This window comes from Flavobacterium sp. FlaQc-30, assembly GCF_044005885.1.
Classification (GTDB): domain Bacteria; phylum Bacteroidota; class Bacteroidia; order Flavobacteriales; family Flavobacteriaceae; genus Flavobacterium.
Window position 1 is genome coordinate 1,106,014 of sequence record NZ_JBIPCO010000001.1, and the last position, 18,413, is coordinate 1,124,426.

12 protein-coding genes are annotated in these 18,413 nt (G+C 32.7%); 5 read left to right on the forward strand and 7 right to left on the reverse strand.

The features are described 5' to 3' along the window. Window positions 1-105: 105 nt before the first annotated feature. Window positions 106-2,877, reverse strand: a complete 2,772-nt coding sequence (locus ACHRV0_RS04910; RefSeq protein WP_395440084.1) for a TonB-dependent receptor domain-containing protein — start codon at window positions 2,875-2,877, stop codon at window positions 106-108. A 233-nt stretch (window positions 2,878-3,110) separates the two neighbouring features. Here ACHRV0_RS04910 and ACHRV0_RS04915 point away from each other — a divergent pair, with 233 nt between their 5' ends. The 3 genes from ACHRV0_RS04915 (at window position 3,111) to ACHRV0_RS04925 (ending at window position 6,556) form a co-directional block, all read left to right on the forward strand. Continuing rightward, on the forward strand, window positions 3,111-3,794 hold the full coding sequence (locus ACHRV0_RS04915) for a response regulator transcription factor (RefSeq protein ID WP_089054298.1): 684 nt from the start codon (window positions 3,111-3,113) through the stop codon (window positions 3,792-3,794). 218 nt (window positions 3,795-4,012) lie between these two features. Next, window positions 4,013-5,098 carry a cell wall metabolism sensor histidine kinase WalK gene (locus ACHRV0_RS04920; protein ID WP_089058439.1) on the forward strand — a complete coding sequence of 362 codons (1,086 nt, stop codon included), beginning with the start codon at window positions 4,013-4,015 and terminating at the stop codon, window positions 5,096-5,098. Between the two features lie 162 nt (window positions 5,099-5,260). Next, window positions 5,261-6,556: a porin gene (locus ACHRV0_RS04925; protein ID WP_395440085.1), complete on the forward strand. Its 1,296-nt coding sequence runs from the start codon at window positions 5,261-5,263 to the stop codon at window positions 6,554-6,556. A 32-nt stretch (window positions 6,557-6,588) separates the two neighbouring features. Here the strand turns inward: ACHRV0_RS04925 and ACHRV0_RS04930 are convergent, their stop codons facing one another. From ACHRV0_RS04930 to ACHRV0_RS04945, 4 genes are all read right to left on the reverse strand, one after another. After that, window positions 6,589-7,659 (reverse strand): glycosyltransferase, encoded by a 1,071-nt coding sequence (locus ACHRV0_RS04930; RefSeq protein ID WP_129023773.1) that lies wholly within the window; start codon window positions 7,657-7,659, stop codon window positions 6,589-6,591. 217 nt (window positions 7,660-7,876) lie between these two features. Then, complete coding sequence (locus tag ACHRV0_RS04935) at window positions 7,877-8,434, reverse strand: hypothetical protein (protein WP_129023774.1); 558 nt, start codon at window positions 8,432-8,434, stop codon at window positions 7,877-7,879. 63 nt (window positions 8,435-8,497) lie between these two features. Then, window positions 8,498-11,926, reverse strand: a complete 3,429-nt coding sequence (locus ACHRV0_RS04940; protein ID WP_395440086.1) for a hypothetical protein — start codon at window positions 11,924-11,926, stop codon at window positions 8,498-8,500. 80 nt (window positions 11,927-12,006) lie between these two features. Then, complete coding sequence (locus tag ACHRV0_RS04945) at window positions 12,007-12,234, reverse strand: hypothetical protein (RefSeq protein ID WP_395440087.1); 228 nt, start codon at window positions 12,232-12,234, stop codon at window positions 12,007-12,009. A 162-nt stretch (window positions 12,235-12,396) separates the two neighbouring features. Between ACHRV0_RS04945 and ACHRV0_RS04950 the strand changes: the two genes are divergently transcribed. Continuing rightward, window positions 12,397-13,458: a helix-turn-helix domain-containing protein gene (locus ACHRV0_RS04950; RefSeq protein ID WP_395440088.1), complete on the forward strand. Its 1,062-nt coding sequence runs from the start codon at window positions 12,397-12,399 to the stop codon at window positions 13,456-13,458. Window positions 13,459-13,572: 114 nt separating this feature from the next. Further along, entirely contained in the window at window positions 13,573-15,966 is a 2,394-nt protein-coding gene (locus tag ACHRV0_RS04955; protein ID WP_395440089.1) for a TonB-dependent receptor domain-containing protein, read from the forward strand. 51 nt (window positions 15,967-16,017) lie between these two features. Here ACHRV0_RS04955 and ACHRV0_RS04960 read toward each other — a convergent pair whose 3' ends face one another. Together ACHRV0_RS04960 and ACHRV0_RS04965 are read right to left on the reverse strand one after the other, a co-directional pair. Further along, a complete protein-coding gene (locus ACHRV0_RS04960; RefSeq protein ID WP_395440090.1) occupies window positions 16,018-16,245 on the reverse strand; it encodes a hypothetical protein in 228 nt (75 codons plus the stop codon). A gap of 10 nt (window positions 16,246-16,255) precedes the next feature. Further along, on the reverse strand, window positions 16,256-18,412 hold the full coding sequence (locus tag ACHRV0_RS04965) for a peptidase domain-containing ABC transporter (RefSeq protein ID WP_395440091.1): 2,157 nt from the start codon (window positions 18,410-18,412) through the stop codon (window positions 16,256-16,258). Window position 18,413: the final 1 nt, after the last annotated feature.

An 18,413-nucleotide genomic window follows, 5' to 3' on the forward strand; every position in this document is an offset into this window, starting at 1 on the left:
ATATTAACTAAATGTTAACAGCTTAACACGTTGTTTATAGTTGAAAATGCGCAAAAAAAAAGACAGCTCTAAAGCTGTCTTTTATTAATTAAAGATATGTTTTGTTTAAAATTCATAGCTAAATTGTAAGCTTAGGTTTAACCCTTTTTTGTAGCTCAAAATGTCAACATCTCCAGATTGATTTTCCTGAACTCTTTTTATAGTTGGATCAAGCATGTTTTTTACAACTAAACCAAGGCTGTAGTTTTTGTTTAGTTTTGATTTTGCAATGAAGTCTAATGAACCAGCAGCTTTGTCAACTAAATCACCTTTTTCTAAAGTACCAATTGCATTAACACGGTCAGAGAAATAAGTATAAGCTAAAGTTGTTGTTAAGTTGCTTTTTTTGTCATTCCATTCATTGAAGAAAGATAAGTCAGCATTTAATAACAAAGGAGAAGCTCCTGTAAATTTACCAGTTGTATTAGTAAAAGTAGTTGGACGAGTTCCTTGTGTTTCTTCTTGAACTTTTTCGTTGTTTAATTCTTGTTTGCTATACAAATATGATACGTTGATTCCTCCAGTTAATTTTTTAGTGTTTTCACTGTCAAAAGTAAAAAGTGTTTTCTTGTATTCTAATTCAGCACCTGCTACATAACCATAATCTCCAGAGTTTACGTAAGAGATGTCATTTGTAGAAGAGTTGATAACCACCTCGTTGATTGGGTTTAAGATGTATTTTCCGAAACCTGTTACAGAAAGAACTTCGTCGCTGTTAGGGAAAATTTCCCATTTTAAGTCAAAGTTGTAATCATCTGAAGCGTATAAAAATGGGTTACCAATTTTTGCTTGTAAAAATTCCTCATAGATAAAAGGAGATCTTTCCTTGAACTGTGGAAGTGTATATGTTTTACTGAATCCAAAACGTAAATTTTGTTTTTCGTTAAGTTCGTATTTTAATACCAAACTTGGCAAGAAAGCTGTTTTTTCTAATTTATCGCTTCCTCCAGCAGGATCCAACTGTGTACTCCAGTCAACATTTTGTGTGATAACTTCAGCTCTTAATCCTAAAACTGCAGTTAATTTGTTGAATTTGTATTCAGTATTTAAAAAACCGCCATTGATAGTCAAATCACCGCTGTATGTTTGTGGATCAAGTGCGTTTGGAACTTCTGGTCCTCCACGGAAAGTTGAAATCGTAAAGAAGTTGTTGTCTAGATTTTGTTGGTTATAGAATAAATCCAGGTTGTTAGGATCTACAATATCACCTGTATGTGAAACAGGGAATGTTGTAGTTTTAAAGTTGAATTGAGTTGCCTCGAAATCTCTGTTTTTGAATCTTCCGTTGTAACCTGCAGTAAATTTTCCTCTATAATCTCCATCATCATTTTTGCTGAATTTGTAGTTTACAGATAAATTTGCCGCCAATTCGTTTTCTTTTAATGTTTGGAAATAACGGTGGTTATTTGGAGCAGATTGAGAGTTAATTACATAACCGCCGTCAACAAGATTCATTGTATTGTATGTTCTGTCTGGAATATCTTGTTTTACAGTATTAAAAGAACCTCCCCAGTTCAAAGTGCTTCTTTCGCTCAATTTATGTTCTCCCAATAATTGGTTTACCCATAAAGCTGATTTCTCATATTCATTTCTGCGGATGTAACCGTTTCCTTCGTTTGCTAAGTCAACAATATATCCTCTTGACTCTTCTTTTCTTTGTGAAGAGGTGTTGATGTACAAACTATTGAAGTTAATTTTGTTTCTGTTATTGATTTTGTAACCAACATTAAACATTCCGGTAGTATTGGTATTGTATGAAAGATAGTTGTAATCTAGATCTTTTCCGGCAACACCTGCAGCATTAACGCTTCCTCTTGCAATACCTTGTGTTCGTGAAGCATATTCATTTGTGAAAGATGCAGTTCCGAAGATGTTGATTTTTCCTGCTTCACCAACATTATAAGAATCACCACCCGAAATTCCGAAAGAACCTCCAATTGGTGTTTTTTTGTCGAATTGTAAAGTACTGTAATTGTATTGCGTTAAAGGATTGCTTGGAATTTCAGCTTTACTGAATCCAAAAGCGTTTGGTCCTTTTTGCAAAGTAAAATTGTTTTCTCCAAGAGCATTCGTATTGCCTTTAGATTCTAAATCAATTTTGAAGAATCCGTTTCCTTTATAGTCTTTTGAAACGATATCAACATTTCCTCCCGCAAAATCTCCAAAGAATTTTCCGTTGTATACTTTGTCGATAGAAACGTACTCGATAATGTCTGTTGAGAAAATGTCTAAGTTGATGTTTTTCTTTTCCGGATCGTTTGAAGGAATTGGAAGTCCATTCATTGTTGTAGAGTTGTAACGGTCTCCCAAACCTCTTACAAAAATGTTATTTGTTCCTTCTTGCTTTGTAATACCAGTAGTTTTTACAACTGCATTTGCAACATCACTTACTCCTTTTTTAGAAAGTTCCTGTGCACCAATTGCTTGTTTAATGTCGACAGCATTTTTTTGTTCCAGTAAAAGAGCAGTTTCTTTTTGTCTGTTTACTGCAGCCGATTTTACCACTACATCTTTAAGAGTGAAACTTCCCGAAGAAAGCGCTTGATTAACCACTACAGTTTCGTTTGCTTTTACCGCAACTGGAGTTTCTTTAGATTCATATCCTAAAAAACTATAAATAACGATATAATTTCCTGGATTTACGCTTAACGAATATTTTCCGTCAACGTCAGTATTTACGCTAATGTTTGTACCTTTAATTAAAACATTTGCAAAAGGTAAGGCTTCGTTGTTCATTTCTTTGTCGGTTAAAACGCCAGAAATCGTACCTTTGTTTTGTGCGATCGAAATCGTACAGATAAATAATGCAATAAATAGAAATTTTAAATTGAATTTCATTTCAGTGTTGTGTTTGATTTATTTTTGTGCAAAGAAATAACTGGGCTGTGAAGTCGATGTTACGAACTTGTTATGTTTTTGTGTGCTAAAGATTATCAAATTGTTACCAGATTAAATTACCGTTAACAGCAATTTTTAACGATTCATTTATTACTATATTTACCCTGTGAAATAAAAAACATCGGATATATATTAAAGAGAATTTGATGTAAAAATCTCAATTTTTGCTATTTATGAAAAAAACACAAACCAAGATTTTATTAGTTGACGACGAACCAGATATCTTAGAAATCGTTGGCTATAACCTTGCTCAAGAAGGCTATCAGATTGTTACAGCTTCTAACGGAAAAGATGCTATAGCAAAAGCTCAGAAAGAATTGCCAGAATTAATTATTATGGACGTGATGATGGCTGAAATGGATGGTATGGAAGCTTGTGAGCACATCAGAAAAATCCCCGAATTAAATAATGTTATCATAACATTTCTTACCGCAAGAAGTGAAGACTATTCGCAAGTAGCTGGTTTTGATGCTGGTGCTGATGATTATATTACGAAACCAATCAAACCAAAATTGTTGGTCTCAAAAGTAAAGGCTCTGTTAAGAAGGTTAAAAGAACAAGAAGTAGTTAGTGATACTATAAATGTTGGAGGAATCGAGATTAACCGCGAAGAGTATAAAATTATCAAAGGCAATGTAGAAATTGCACTTCCTAGAAAAGAATTCGAATTGTTCTATTTATTAGCTTCAAAACCAGGTAAAGTTTTTAAAAGAGATGAAATTCTTGATAAAGTCTGGGGGAACGAAGTGGTAGTTGGAGGAAGAACAATTGATGTTCATATTAGAAAACTACGCGAAAAAATAGGCGAAGATCTTTTTAAAACCATAAAAGGTGTAGGCTACAAATTTGAAGTTTAAGGATTCAATAGTAAGGAAACCATATAAGTGATATAAGCTCATTTAATTTCTGGTTTACCAATATTCACAATAATTATCTTTGTCAAAGTTCTGAACTTTGACAAAGATTTGCTTTTTTAAGTTCTTATGTAAATGCACACAATTAAGTTTTACTTTTAAATGAATTTATATCACTTATATGGTGAAAAAAATAATCCGTTAATGGTTCAATATTTTCAATGAAAATCAATTTTAAAAAAACATACAAATTTGCTGTAAAATCGGCATTATATATAAGTCTATTTGCAACAGGATTTGTACTCATATTGATGTCTTTATTTTATAAAGGTCAATTGAAACACCAAATTGCATTTGGGATAATTTTTTTAATCTCAATTTATATCTTCTCATTTCTGGTTTTACAATATCGTGTAGAACGTTTTATATATAGAAGAGTAAAAAAAATATACGATGAGGTTTCGCTGCTAGAATCAACAACACTTATCAATCAGCCTATAACGACTGATATGGAAACGCTTTCGCGAGAAGTAAAAAAGTTTGCGACAGATAAAAAGCTGGAAATCGAAATGCTTGAAATTCGAGAGCAATACCGAAGAGAGTTTCTAGGAAACGTTTCGCACGAATTAAAAACACCATTATTTACCGTTCAAGGTTACGTTTCGACTTTGCTTGATGGAGCAATGGATGATAAAAATATTCGAAAAAAATATTTAAAACGTGCCGAAAAAGGAGTTGAACGATTAATTTACATTGTTGAAGATTTAGATATGATTACCAAATTAGAATCTGGTGATTTAAATTTGATGATTACTGATTTTGATATTGTAGAGCTCATTCATAATGTTTTCGATTTGTTAGAAATGAAAGCTGATAAAAAGAAAATTAAATTGGCTTTTGAAAGTAAAAATGTACAATCTGTTATTATTAGAGGTGATAAAGACAGGATTCAACAAGTTTTAGAAAATCTAATTGTAAACTCGATCAAATACGGAAAAGAAGGCGGTTTAACCGAAGTTGGTGTAGTTAATTTAACCAAGAGAAAAGTTTTAATACGCATAAGTGATAACGGAGAAGGAGTTGAGAAACAAAACATTCCAAGACTTTTTGAACGCTTCTATAGAGTTGATAAAAGCGGTACTCGATCTGAAGGAGGTTCTGGTTTAGGTTTGGCGATCGTAAAGCATATTATTGAGGCGCATAAAGAGAAAGTTTATGTAGAAAGTGAGTTCGGAATTGGTTCAGAATTCTCTTTTACGCTCGAAAAAGCGCTTAAGAACCAAAAAACTGACGTTAAAAAATTGTAATTGAGTTTTTGTCAAACGCCCTAAAACAAAGGTGTTTAACAATAAATCAACATACAGATTTAGTCCATAACAATAAATTTTTATTATAGTAACATCTGGTTAATGATTTCTTAACATAGGTGATACATCTTTGCATTCTGAAATTAAGGGATTAAAGAAAGAATGATAAAAAGAAAAATAATTGCAGTTTTATTACTGTTGACTTGGGCATCAAATGCACAAGATGTGAACAAGCAAGAAGTAAAAAACGAAGTAATTCGTATTTTAGACTCTATAAATAAAGCGAAACTGCCAGATACTAAGTCAGGTGTAAGCGGCGAGGAACACTGGTACGACAGAATCTCTTTAAGAGGTTATGCACAAATTAGATACAATGGTTTGTTCTCTACAAACGATAAAGTTTCCTGCGAACAATGTGATAAATCTTGGGGAACAACTTCTACAGCTCCAGACGCAAAAGCAAACAACGGACTTTTTATTCGTCGTGCGCGTTTAGTCTTTTCAGGACAGGTTCATCCTAACGTATTCTTCTATTTTCAACCTGATTTTGCGAGTTCTCCAAGTACTGGAATTCAGAATTTTGTGCAAATTCGTGATTTGTATTTCGATCTTTCTTTCGATAAGAAAAAAGAATATCGTGTACGTGTTGGACAAAGTAAAATTCCATACGGTTTCGAAAATATGCAGTCAAGTTCACAGCGTTTAGCTTTAGATCGTAACGATGCGATGAATAGTGCTATTTTAAATGAGCGTGATTTAGGTCTGTTTTTTTATTGGGCACCTGCTGAAATTAGAAAACGTTTCGAAATGCTTGTAAAAGATGGATTTAAAGGATCTGGTGATTATGGAGTTTTTGCTTTTGGAGTTTACAATGGGCAAATTGCAAATAAACTAGACGGTAACAGAGATTTAAATGTTGTAGCAAGAATTACTTATCCTTTTGTTATCGGAAGTCAAATTATAGAGCCAGGAATTCAGGCTTATACAGGTAAATGGGCTTTTACAGGTGAAATTTCTCCGGGAGTAAAAGTTAACGATCCACAGTATGTAAAAGACCAAAGAGTAGGGGCTACTTTTGTTTTGTATCCAAGACCTTTCGGAATTCAAGCAGAATATAATGTTGGTACAGGACCTCGTTACAATACCTTAACCAATACTGTTGATGAAACAGACTTAAATGGAGGTTATGTATTGATGAGTTATAAGCTTGATTTTAAAAAGCAACATCTTTATCCTTTTGCAAAATTTCAATATTATGACGGAGGTAAGAAATATGAAAAAGACGCCAGAAGTTACGTTGTAAGAGATTACGAAATAGGCATCGAATGGCAGCCAATTAAAGCTTTCGAATTAACTGCCGAATATGTAATTGCCGATAGAACTTTTGAGGACAGCGCACTTCCAATAAACAGACAACAAGGAAATTTACTGCGACTGCAAGCTCAGTTCAATTTCTAAAAAAATTATACCATTTATATATATAAATGGTATTAGTCCTCAAAAACAGTAAATAGCGAATCCCAGTCTATTTCTTCATTAAATTGAGACAAACCCTTAAACGACTTTACTTTTGATAAATCATCAATCGTAAAGTCGTCTTGCATTGCATAAGGTACAAGATTTTCTTCCTGAAGTTTTACCGCCAGATATTCCTGTTCGTATTGTCCCGGAGTTGGAATAAAGAAAGCCTTTTTGCCCAGTTTAGCCAAATCCATAACAGTTGTATAACCAGAACGACATAAAACAAAATCACTTTCATTAAAAGTCTGTTCTAATTGTTTAGAATTCATAAAGTTGTAATAAGTAACATTTCCAGCCTGCCATTTAGTTTGCGTTTTCTCTACAATTCCTTGTACAAAAACTACTTTTCCTTTGTAACCCGCTATTTCTTTTTGCAGCTTTTCGTCAAGATAAGTACGCTGCGGTTCCGGCCCTGATAAAATAATCATCAAATCGTATATTTTAGGCGTTTCCTTTTTACGCATTCTGCTCAAAGGGCCAATGTACTTAAGATTTAAATCATTGCTTTTAAGATGACCTAAATCGCCGGTAAGATTTGTTTTTTCATTTGAATCTGGAACCCAGCACTGCGAATATTTTTTTATAAAATACTGATGGCATTTACTCGTAAACCAAGTAGTGTTTCCAGTCATCACATTCAACTGATGCGTCATAAAAACAGAAGGCACTTTTTTACTAAAAACACCCAATCTATTATCAGAAATAATTCCGTCGATACCATGTTTTTTAATCCAGCCGTTCACCATTTTTTTCTCATCTAAAATAGCAGCAATCATCTTCGGAAGATTTTTAATTAACTTCCATTTAAAATTTTTACCATTTTTAGCATATTCAATGTGGTAAGAAGGCAGTTCCAGTGTTTGTATATAGGGAAATTCTTTTCGCAGCAAAGCCAGCGCAACACCATCAGAAGCAATAATAGGAATAAAATTGTTTTCCTGAAGCGCCTTAATAATTGGGATACATCTTGTGGCGTGGCCAAGTCCCCAGTTTAATGGAGCAACTAAAATTGTTTTGTTAGCAGAATAGTCAATGCTCATAGTTTAACGCTTTTTGCAAACGAAGATAAAGAAATATGTTTTTTATGTTATTTCGCACATATTACTAAATTATTAACTCAATATTTTATTTAAGGTTCTAAGAGGCTGAGATACTAAGGGGCTGAGGTTTCTTTTTTTAGTAAATAAAAAAGCCGAACATACGTTCGGCTTCAAAGTTTCATATCTTAGTATCTTAGTCCCTCAGAATCTCAGTACCTTAATCTTGAATATAGGTTTTATTACCATTTTTGTTGATATAGTATTTACCGCCTCTTGGCCCTGTATATACTTTTTTACCATTGTATTCACCCGTAACCTTATCAGCTACTTTTGGTGCTTTTTCATTCGTTTCTTTTAAAGTTTTTGTCGCAGTTTTTTTAGTTGCGGTTGCATCTTTAGTCGCTGTTTTAGCTGCGGCATCAGCTTTTGCAGTCGTTTTCTTTACGTCAGCCTTTGTACTTTCAGCCTTTGCTGTTGTTTTTTTAGCTGCGCTTGCTGTTTCCTTTTTTGCTTTAGCTGTTTCCTTGTCTGCTGTTTTTTTAGCAGCGTCAGCAGTTTCTTTTTTCGCTTTAGCGGTTTCTTTATCTGCTGTGCTTTTAGTTTTTGCAGCTTTATCAGCTGTTTTCTTTGCGTCTGCGGTAGTTTTATCAGCTTTAGCCTTAGTTTTCTTTGCAGTCGTTTCAGTTTTACTTTTAGCCGCTTTAGTTACAGTTTCCTGAGCGTAAAAATTAGTAGATAAAACTACTATAAAACAGAGCAATAATAATTTTTTCATAAGATTTTAGTTTAAATAGTATTATAAAATTAAGCAATTAATTCTTATGTTTTTTGTTAACCGCTAAAAATATGCACGAAGCTGAACATTGCCTGTATGCACAGTAGATCCAGCCTCACTTTTACGTCCTTGATAGTTTAAATTTACATCTAAAAACTGTGTAATATTCTTTTGCAGAAGCAGTTTCCAAACCAAATTTTGTCCCGCTTGCAAACCTTCAAGCATTTGAAATCCTACTGATGAAAATTCATTGCCCGTAAACTTATTTTCATAAAAAGAAAACTCACCATTTAAAGTTACTTTTTTCTCTCCCGCAAAAGAAAATGAAGTTCCCAGACGGTTTTGCATCAATGTTTCAAGATTGCCAATCTGATTTTCTTTGTTTTGAAATTCATAGAAAAAATCTAAACTGGTATTTCTTGAAAACAAATAGCTGATTTTTGGCGCAAGCTGATACCCTTTTAAATCGTAGTTTTTCTCCGCAAAATCTTTAGAAATCAAGTTGGTGCTTATTGTTTTTGTAAAGAAATTAAACAGCCAGCTTTTTTGATACAAATGCGTGTATTGCAATTGATGCGAATTGTTTTTGACATTTTGCGAGCCAATTGAAAGTAAACTTTTTCCGTTATTGATAAGATACGAATAAGTAACAGAATGTTTTTGTTTGCCTCGATTGTAAAACAAACTGTTTCTAAAACTCGAATTCAAACCCAGAATATTTTCATCAGAAGAATAAAAAGGATTCAACTCCAGCTCACCATCGCTTTTTACCTTTCGATCCATCATAAAAGAAGTTTGGTTGTAGAAATAAGATATAATTTTCTTTAACCCTTTTTCATTTTGCCATTGCAGCGGATTCAGTACAACAGATTGCGAGAATTTATTTTGATTGGTTTTGATGTAAACTCGATTTGGTAAAAAGATTCGGATAAACTTTGCCTGATCAGGAAAAGCCGCAATTTCAAATTCTTCCAGTTCCTGAATCCCATTACCATTATAATCATTCCAAGTATAAACACCTTGTCCCGCAGGAACCTCAATATATGTAAATTCTTGTTGAGCGATAGTTCCAGAACTCGTTTCATAAGCACTGCTTATTTGCATAAATTGGTTGAAGAATCGATCATTATAAAGAATTCTAGAGTTTAAAGAAGGTTCGTTTTTTCGGTTAGAATCTGTAAAATCAAGATTTCGATAACTAGCATAAACCGCTAAATCAGTTTTTTTATTCTGAATTAGTTTCGACTTTAAATAGTAAGTCTGCGAGTTATTTACATGCCGCAAAAGACCATTTTGTAAACTGTCATTTATTCGCTGTAAAAACCCTAGTTCAACAAAAACCTTTGTACTGTCGCCGCGCCCAACAAAAGTACCATATTCAGAAAATCGCTGGCTTATCGCCGAAAACTGATTGCTAACCTTATCTTTTTCCTGATTATCTTCAAGCTGCATACTCGCTCCAATCCAGTTTTTGCCAAAATGATATTTAGTTCTAGTTTGATTTCTAATAAACTTTGAAGTCGATGTCGTTGCGTCACTATTTAAAAAACTGCCTTGATTCTCGATTGTCCAATTTTTAAATTTGAATAAAGCGGTCGTGGTATGGCGAGCTCCCGAATAACTTTCGGTAAAATCCAATTTTTCAAATTGATAAGTAAACAACCCGATATTAGAAGTCTCTTTTTTGGCAAACAAATCAAAGTTTAAGCCCGTAACCAATAAACTTTGGTTTCCTAAAAGAGCCGTGTTTAAGTTCCAATCCCTATTAAATTCGATATTGTACAAACGCTCTACAGATCTAAAATCCTTTTGAACAAATTGATAATTGGCAAAACCATCTAAAGTCCAATTTCTGGTAAAAAGTCTTTTTTTAATATTGGTTTTAAAAGCAATACCTTCGTTGTCCGAATCGTCAATTGGAGAAAATAAATTTTTGTCGTTATTGCTCATGGCAATTTCAAAATCAACCAATGTTTTTTCGTCAGGATTATATTTTCCTAAAAAAGTCGCCACCTGAATTTTTATTGGCGCGACCAGTTGTACAATTGGTTCGTAGTTTCCTTGCGGAGTACCATTTATGGGCGGAACATATTCATAAATTCGTTCGACAGAAGTATTATTTTGAATGATGTAATTTCCGAGATTATTACCCACAAGACTAAATTTTACATTGTACAAAACATCAGCAGGATTTTTTGAATACTCATAATATTCTACAGAATTGACATTATTTTTTTTGTACAATATTTTATTTTCAGCATAAGCATCTTTATATGCAGATGGGGCTTTCATTAAATTTTGATTATCGCCTGCCTGCGCTAAAACCTGCACCTGTTCTGTAGAAAGATTTTGCTGTAACGGCTGGTTTTTCATGTCATTTTCGGAGTATAAATAACCGCCAAAACTCCAGCTTTTGTTTTCGTGCGTTGCACCGGCATAAGTCACTAATCGATTGTAATTGCGTTCAGAATATTGATATTCAACATTGATACGCATTTCTGAAGTTATCGTAAAAAGAGAAGTAAAAACAATTTCACCCGCATTATAGTCAATTACATAATCGTTGTTTTCGCCTCTTTTAAGTAAAACACCGTTTACATAAACGCGCTCTGAACCTGAAATTACCAAAACATACAATTCGCCATTTTGTCCCTTAAGTTTATACGGCCCTTGATTTCCTTCCTGACCTGTAAAAGTACTTTTCGCATATTGGCCTTTTACAAACGAAACCGATGCAAAAATAGTAGTCTTACTTTTTTCGGTATCAAAATCGAAACTGGCAGAAAGTCCTTGAACTTTTTTGTTGAAACTCAAGAATTGTGTTTTCCGATTTTCTAGAAAAACATCACCCGCCCGAATGTTCCAATCATCAGTAAAAAGTTCCATGAAAATATTGTCAAACTGATCTAGTTTTTGAGAATAACCGCCATCTTGAAGCGGAATATTATTGTCTTGCAGCGATGCACGCAAACTAACTTTATCGGATATTTTTCCGGTAATCTGTAAATCTAAATTAGAGTTTAAAACCGTATTTTGATTATTCCCAATTGTTACACCTCGAGTAATACTTCCAGAAGTATTTAAGCCGTCAAAAGGAGTGGTTTTTTTAATATTGGAATTGTCAATTTTGTATAATTTTTCAGTATCAATATCGTTGCTTACCACTTGACTGTCTTTGTAGAAGCCGTATTCTTTTGTCAGGAAATCAGGATAATTGAGATAATTGACAATTAAAGTATCCGAAACCGAAGTCAATTTTTCATTTAAAAGTAATGTCCCTTTTTGAAAATCGACTCTATAAAAAGTAGAGTCTATAGGTTGGTTTTTGGAATTTAAAATCTCAAAAAAACTAGAGTTTATGCTGAAAGGTTCGAGATGAATAGTGTCTTTTGCTACAATGATTTTTTTTGTTTTGTACAGCGATTCAGTTTCCTGAGCCTGAAGCCCAGAATACCAAAACAGTATCACAAAAAACAGTAGTTTTTTCAACATAAACACTTTAACTCTCAAAAAATCAAAAGTAGTATTTATAATCGGGAATTATTACGTTGAATATTACAGTTTGAAGTGAATTAATTAAGGTAACGACCTAAGGTAATAAGAACAGCCATTATCGCTAATAATACAAAAACAGAATTAGGATTGGCGAAGTTCGTGGTCCAGCCAAACTCTTTAATTTTCTTTGGAGGAAAGATTCTTTTGTCTTCTGGGTTATAATAAAAAATGCCCCAAATCCAATTGTTAGGATCGTTGATCCATCTTTCTTTTGTTTCTTCTGAAGGCTCTTTGTCGTTTTCCATGATATAGGAATATTTGATTTTGTTTGATGTTTTTCTTTTAGAGTTATAAAATTAGTTAAATATTTTCAGCTATAAGAATAATCGCATTTTCTATTATAATTAAAAAAGAAGGCAATAGAAATCATTTTTTTTTAGCTTTGTCAGGATAAACAAATTTGAATAATGGATACTGGTAAAGAACTTTTATTTTTTTTTAGTGCATTGGGGGCTTTCAACGGAATTATTTTGGCCATTTATTTTTTCTTTTTTACGAAGAAAAAGTATTTGACAAATTACTTTTTAGGAACACTTTTATTTGCACTGAGTATAAGAATAGCAAAGTCGGTATTTGTTTATTTTCATCCAGAATTGCCAAAATTGTACTTACAATTAGGACTTACCGCTTGTTTTTTTATTGGTCCATGTTTGTATTATTTTCTAAAATCTGCCGTTGATGAAGTTACTGTTTTGCCCAAATCTTGGAAATTGACACTTTTGTTTTGGGGAATTTTAATTGCAGTCGTTGGAATAGTATATCCATATAAAACGTATCCAGAACTTTGGGGTACTTATTTTATCAGAACTATTTATTTTCAATGGTTTGTTTATATCCTTTTTTCTGCTTTTACCATTAGAAACATTTTAAAGAAAATCATCAATATAAAAGAAAAAACAACTCCGGCGGAAATGTGGTTTGGAATGCTTTTTCTGGCGAATTTTTTACTGTTTCTTTTTTATTTTTTAGCAATTATGGGAGCCAGAGCAGCAGTTTATATTGGCGGAGCAGTTGTGTTTTCTTTTATTTTGTATTTGATAATTTCGATTCTTCTCTATCGAAAAAGAACAGATGATTTATTTTTATTGTACGGACAAAAAGCTTCGGGAAAGAAAATGGAAGAATCTGAAGCCGCCCTTTTACTTGAGAAACTCCAGAACAAAATGATTGAGAAAAGTTTGTATAAAAATGCAAATTTGAGTTTACAGGATTTATCAAAAGAATTAAATGTGACGCCGCATCAATTGTCTCAGTTTTTGAATAATAATCTAGGAAAGAATTTTACAAGTTATATAAATGAATTGAGAATAAATGAAGCTTGTATAATAATAAGGTCAAATGATAAATTGACTTTAGAATCTGTTGGTTATGATGTGGGGTTTAATTCGAAATCGACATTCTTCGCTGTCTTTAAAAAACATACAGGAACGACACCTTTAAATTATCAAATTCAAGCTTTACAGGCTTAACAGAAGTATTAATTTATAAATTCGTACTCCTGATTTCTCTTTCGATTACCTCGTTTAGTGGTTTAGAGCTGACTTTTGTCCCTACAAAAAGTCAAATCTTAATCATTAAATTTTATGAGGTTTTTAATTCTGGTTTTCGTTTATCTATATTGTTTTCTTTTTAATAGTGCATTTTTAAAGGCACAGTCTATTCAAAAAATTTCTGGAAAAGTAGTCAGTCGAAATAACGAATTGATGATGGGAACAGTTGTTGTTTTGTCTGTTCGTGATTCCCTAATTATAAAACAACAGGATTTTTTAGACGGAGTTTTTCAATTATCCGATATTAATCAAAAAGAAGTAATTTTAAAATTGACTTCAGCAGAATTTACAGACAAGCATTTGAATATAAACTATTCAGATGCCGAAAATATTGATTTGAGCTCGATTATAGTTTTAGAAAGTAACAATCAGTTAAACGAAGTAGTCGTAAAAAGTCAGCCGTCATTGCTTAAATACGGTGCAAACGGAACAATCGATGTTAATGTAGCAGGAACTGTTCTGGCAGCGAGCAGTTCTGTAAATGAATTGTTAGGGCGAGTTCCAAATGTGGTAGTTGCCGAAGGACAAATAAGCGTTCTGGGCAAAGGTGAAGCCATTATTTATCTCAACGGAATTTTGATAAATTACGAACGTTTTGCGGCGATTCCAGTTTCGCAGATTGCAAAAATTGAAGTAATTTCAAATCCATCATCAAAGTATGATGCCGAGGGAAAAGCGGTTGTCAATATTATTACAAAACAAAACATCGAAAATGGTACAATGGGAACAGCAAGTCAGCATGTTACCGTTTCTAAATTTGCAGGAACAAGTACCAATACTCTTTTAGATTTTAATTATACCAAAGGTAAATTTTCTTTTATAACCAATTACGGATTACAATTGGGCAAAGGCAGGGAGTTGTTGTACACCACCAGAACACGTCCAAATCCGGATGTTTATATGAAGTCTGCTCTAACTACAGATTGGCAAAGGCAATTTAATAATTACTCCAATTTCGGAGCTGGAATTCAATATACTTTTTCGATGAATAGTTATATTTCACTGGCTTATAGTGGAAATATCGAAGATTTAGGCGGAGCAGTAAAAAGCAGAAATGCAATAACGAATAATTCAGGGAATAGTTTTTATGCTACAGATATTGCCAAAAATGATGTGCTGCTGAATCAGTTTATTAATTTGAATTATAATCTGATAACAGATACCAAAGGCTCGTCATTGTTTATAGGAACACAATATTCAAATTACAACGGAACGGTGAGGGATTTTATTGAAGAAAATAGTGTTGTTGAGGAAACAGATGGTAAAAGATTTCTAAAAAATGATGTTGGAAGCACCATAAACATTGTAATGTCACAAGCTGATTATTCGAAAAAAATTAGTGATAAAACCAAACTGGAACTTGGAGCCAAATTTAGTTATGCCGCGATAAAGTCTGGAACTGATTTTTTTATTGCTAATACCGATGATTTTGAATTAGACGATACTCTTTCGAGTGATTTTACATACAAGGAAAAGATTAGCGCAGCTTATTTTAATTTTGGAAGTATGCTGGGTGAAAAAGTAAATTTTTCTATTGGAGCAAGGGTAGAAAGCACAAGTTATGATTTGTATACGAATGCAAACGGGGTTCAGAAATTTGGTAAAGATTATGAGAATTTTTTTCCAAACCTACTTTTAAATTTTAATCTATCTGAAGACTGGAAAGCTCATTTTTCATATGTTTCCAGAATTACAAGACCTCGATATCAAGCTTTAAACCCGTATGTTATTTATCAAGATCCATTTACGACAATAGAAGGAAACCCGAATTTGCTTCCTGAAAAAACGCACGCTTTTGAAATTGGTACAATGTATAAAAAGTTTGATTTTAAAATTGGGTACACATACAAAATTGACCCCATTTCGGGCGCTGCATTGCGGGGTGACACGCCAAATAGTTATATTTTAAGGTCTTTAAATATCGAAAAAGAACATACTTTTTTTACCTCGCTTTCGAGATCTTTCAATGTGAAATGGTGGAATTCTACTAATACCGTGAGTATGAATTTAAGCAAATCAATCGATAATTTTTATGAATATGCTTTAGGTCCGGTTAAGCCTCAAATTTATTTGTATTCAAATAACACTTTTACGATTCCTGACCTTTTTAAAATTCAATTACTAGCTTGGTATCTAGGGGATAAAAGCTATGGATTGCGAAGTGAAAACCCGCGCTCAACTGTAACGCTGGGGATCGAAAGAAACTTTTTTAAAGAGGCGCTAAGACTAAATTTTACGGCAAATGATATCTTTCATAAGTTTATGGTTTCCGGTGATTACGAAGTAGGGCAGACTCAAATTTATTACCACAGAACCTATACTACAAATTACTTTAAACTAATAGCAACGTATAGTTTCGGGAATTCAAAAAAGACAACTTACAAGAAATCTGAAATTGAGCAGACAGAGAATAATAGGGCGAGGTAACTTTTATATCTTCAAATCATATTCACCACTATTATAACCATGTATTATTCACTATTTTTTATTAGTCGGATTTTTTTTGTTGTGTTTGAAAATTGTCAAAAAAACTACTGCCATTACTGCTGCGCCGTAGAGTTCTGGTTCATATCGAGCATCAATTATTTTTTGAACGGAAAATCGTTCTCCTTTAAAGAAAAATATCCAAAACATTCCTAATAGAACTGTAGGACTATAAAGGTACTTATTGAAAAAAATAACTGCTTTTTGAATTTTTAATTTCATGATTTGGCTTTTAATTGTTTTCTTTCCAGTATTCACTATAAAAATTATTCGTTTGCATTAGTTCCTCATGATTGCCAAACTGAGTTATAGTTTGATTTTCTAAAATATAAATAGTATCAGCAATAGCTTTTAATTTATTTAAGCGATGTGAAATGAATAATACTGCGCAGTCTAGTTTTATTTTTTGCAGTAATTTTAAAGTGAAATTTTCTGTTTTTCTATCCATAGCAGATGTTGCTTCATCCAAAATTAGGAACTGAGGTTTTTTGTATAAGGCTCGTGCCAAAGCAATAATTTGCTTTTGACCGCCGCTTAAATTTATGCCTTCTTCGCCAAGAATAGTTTCTAATCCTTGTGGCAGTTGATTGAAGAAATGTCCAAATTCATATTCTTTAATAAACTGCATTACATTTTCTGGCGTGTCTATCGTTCCAAGCAGGATGTTATCAATAACATTTCCGCTGAAAATGGTAATCTCTTGCGGAATGACTCCTAATAAATCTCTATAATTTTTAAGTTCAATTTCTTGAAGCTGCTGTTTGTTGTTTAAAATAATATTTCCATTTTCGAATGGGTAGAAACGCTGTAATATTTGCCCCAAAGTACTTTTTCCAGATCCGCTTTCGCCTACTATTGCAATAAATTTTCCTTTTTTGATTTCGATATTTACGCTATGGAAAAGTTCGCTTCGACCTGCAAACCGAAATGATAGATTTTGAATGGAAATAGTATTAATTTCAATAATTTTCAGCCCTTCTTCATTTTCTTTTTTAATGGATGCAAATTCATACATTCTGTTAAAAGCTATTTTTGCTTCGTTTATTGGAATCGAAATTAAAGCCAAACTTGCAATTGAAGGTAATAATGAGCCGACAATTCCTAAAATAGCCATTAATTCTCCAATTTTAATTTCTTTATTAAATACCTGAATAGAAGTATAGATTAAGATTCCAATAACAAATACTACGCTTGCCAAGCCAGATTGCCAAGATAAGCTAATGTTAATTTTTCCAAGGTTAACTATTTTTTCCTGATAGTTAGCGAAAATAAATTGATTTAATTGATTGAATACAGCTTGTTTATTGTCATTTTTAATAGTAGATATACCTTGAATTGTATTAATGAAATTACTTTCATTAATAGCTGAACTTTCCATTACTTCTTTTTGAGAAAGCATGATTTTTTTATTGTGACGATAGATTATAAAAAAGTAAACAGGCAGGCTGAGAATACAAATTATTCCCAACTTCAATGAATAAGTTAGTAAGAAAACAGATGAGATTATAACAGCAAGAATGTCTATAATTAATGTGTTAGCTAATATTTTGATGACATTTTGTACTCGTTGTGTATCGTTTAGTCTTGAGACAAGTTCTCCTGTTTTTCTAGTGTCAAAAAAGAATTTAGGAAGTTGAAGCAAGGACGAGAAAAATGTATTATTAATACGGTTATTAAAATCTCTAGATTGTCGAATTGTAAAATGCTGTCTTAAAACAGATATTCCAACACGAGCAGAAAGTAAAATAGCCAACAGGATAATTCCAGAAATTAATTTATTGATGTTGTTTGATGGAAGTATATCATCAATAAGTTTTTGAGAAAAAAGAGCCATTGCCAACCCTAAACCAGCAACAAAAACACCAAGCAGTATAGAAATCCAAATAAGTTTATAATCTTCTTTTAGTATATCTAAAAACCATTTTAATTGAATGTTTTTTTCTGCTTCTTCTGTAACGAAATTTTTATTTGGTTCTAAAGTCAGGCAAGATTTTGAAATCCAAACTTTGTCTAGTTCTTGGATTGATAAAACAGCAATTCCTTTCGCAGGATCTCCAATCAGAAATCCATCTTTTTCATTGTAGCCATAGCAAATGACATAATGGTTTAATCGATTATCAATTAAAGTATGTAAAATAAGGGGTTGTTTATGATCAATCAAAGCCTGCATATCAGCTTCACAGCCATCAGCATTAAAGCCTAATTGATTGGCTGCCTGGTACAATCCTAACATTGTTGTTCCTTGTTTGGTTGTACCGCTTAATTCTCTTATTTTTTCTAAAGAAGTATTGCCATTATAAAACTTTATGATAGATAATAAACATGCTGCGCCACAATCTGATTGATCGAGTTGTAAAGAATGGGTTTTACGGATGTGTTTTAAATTCATT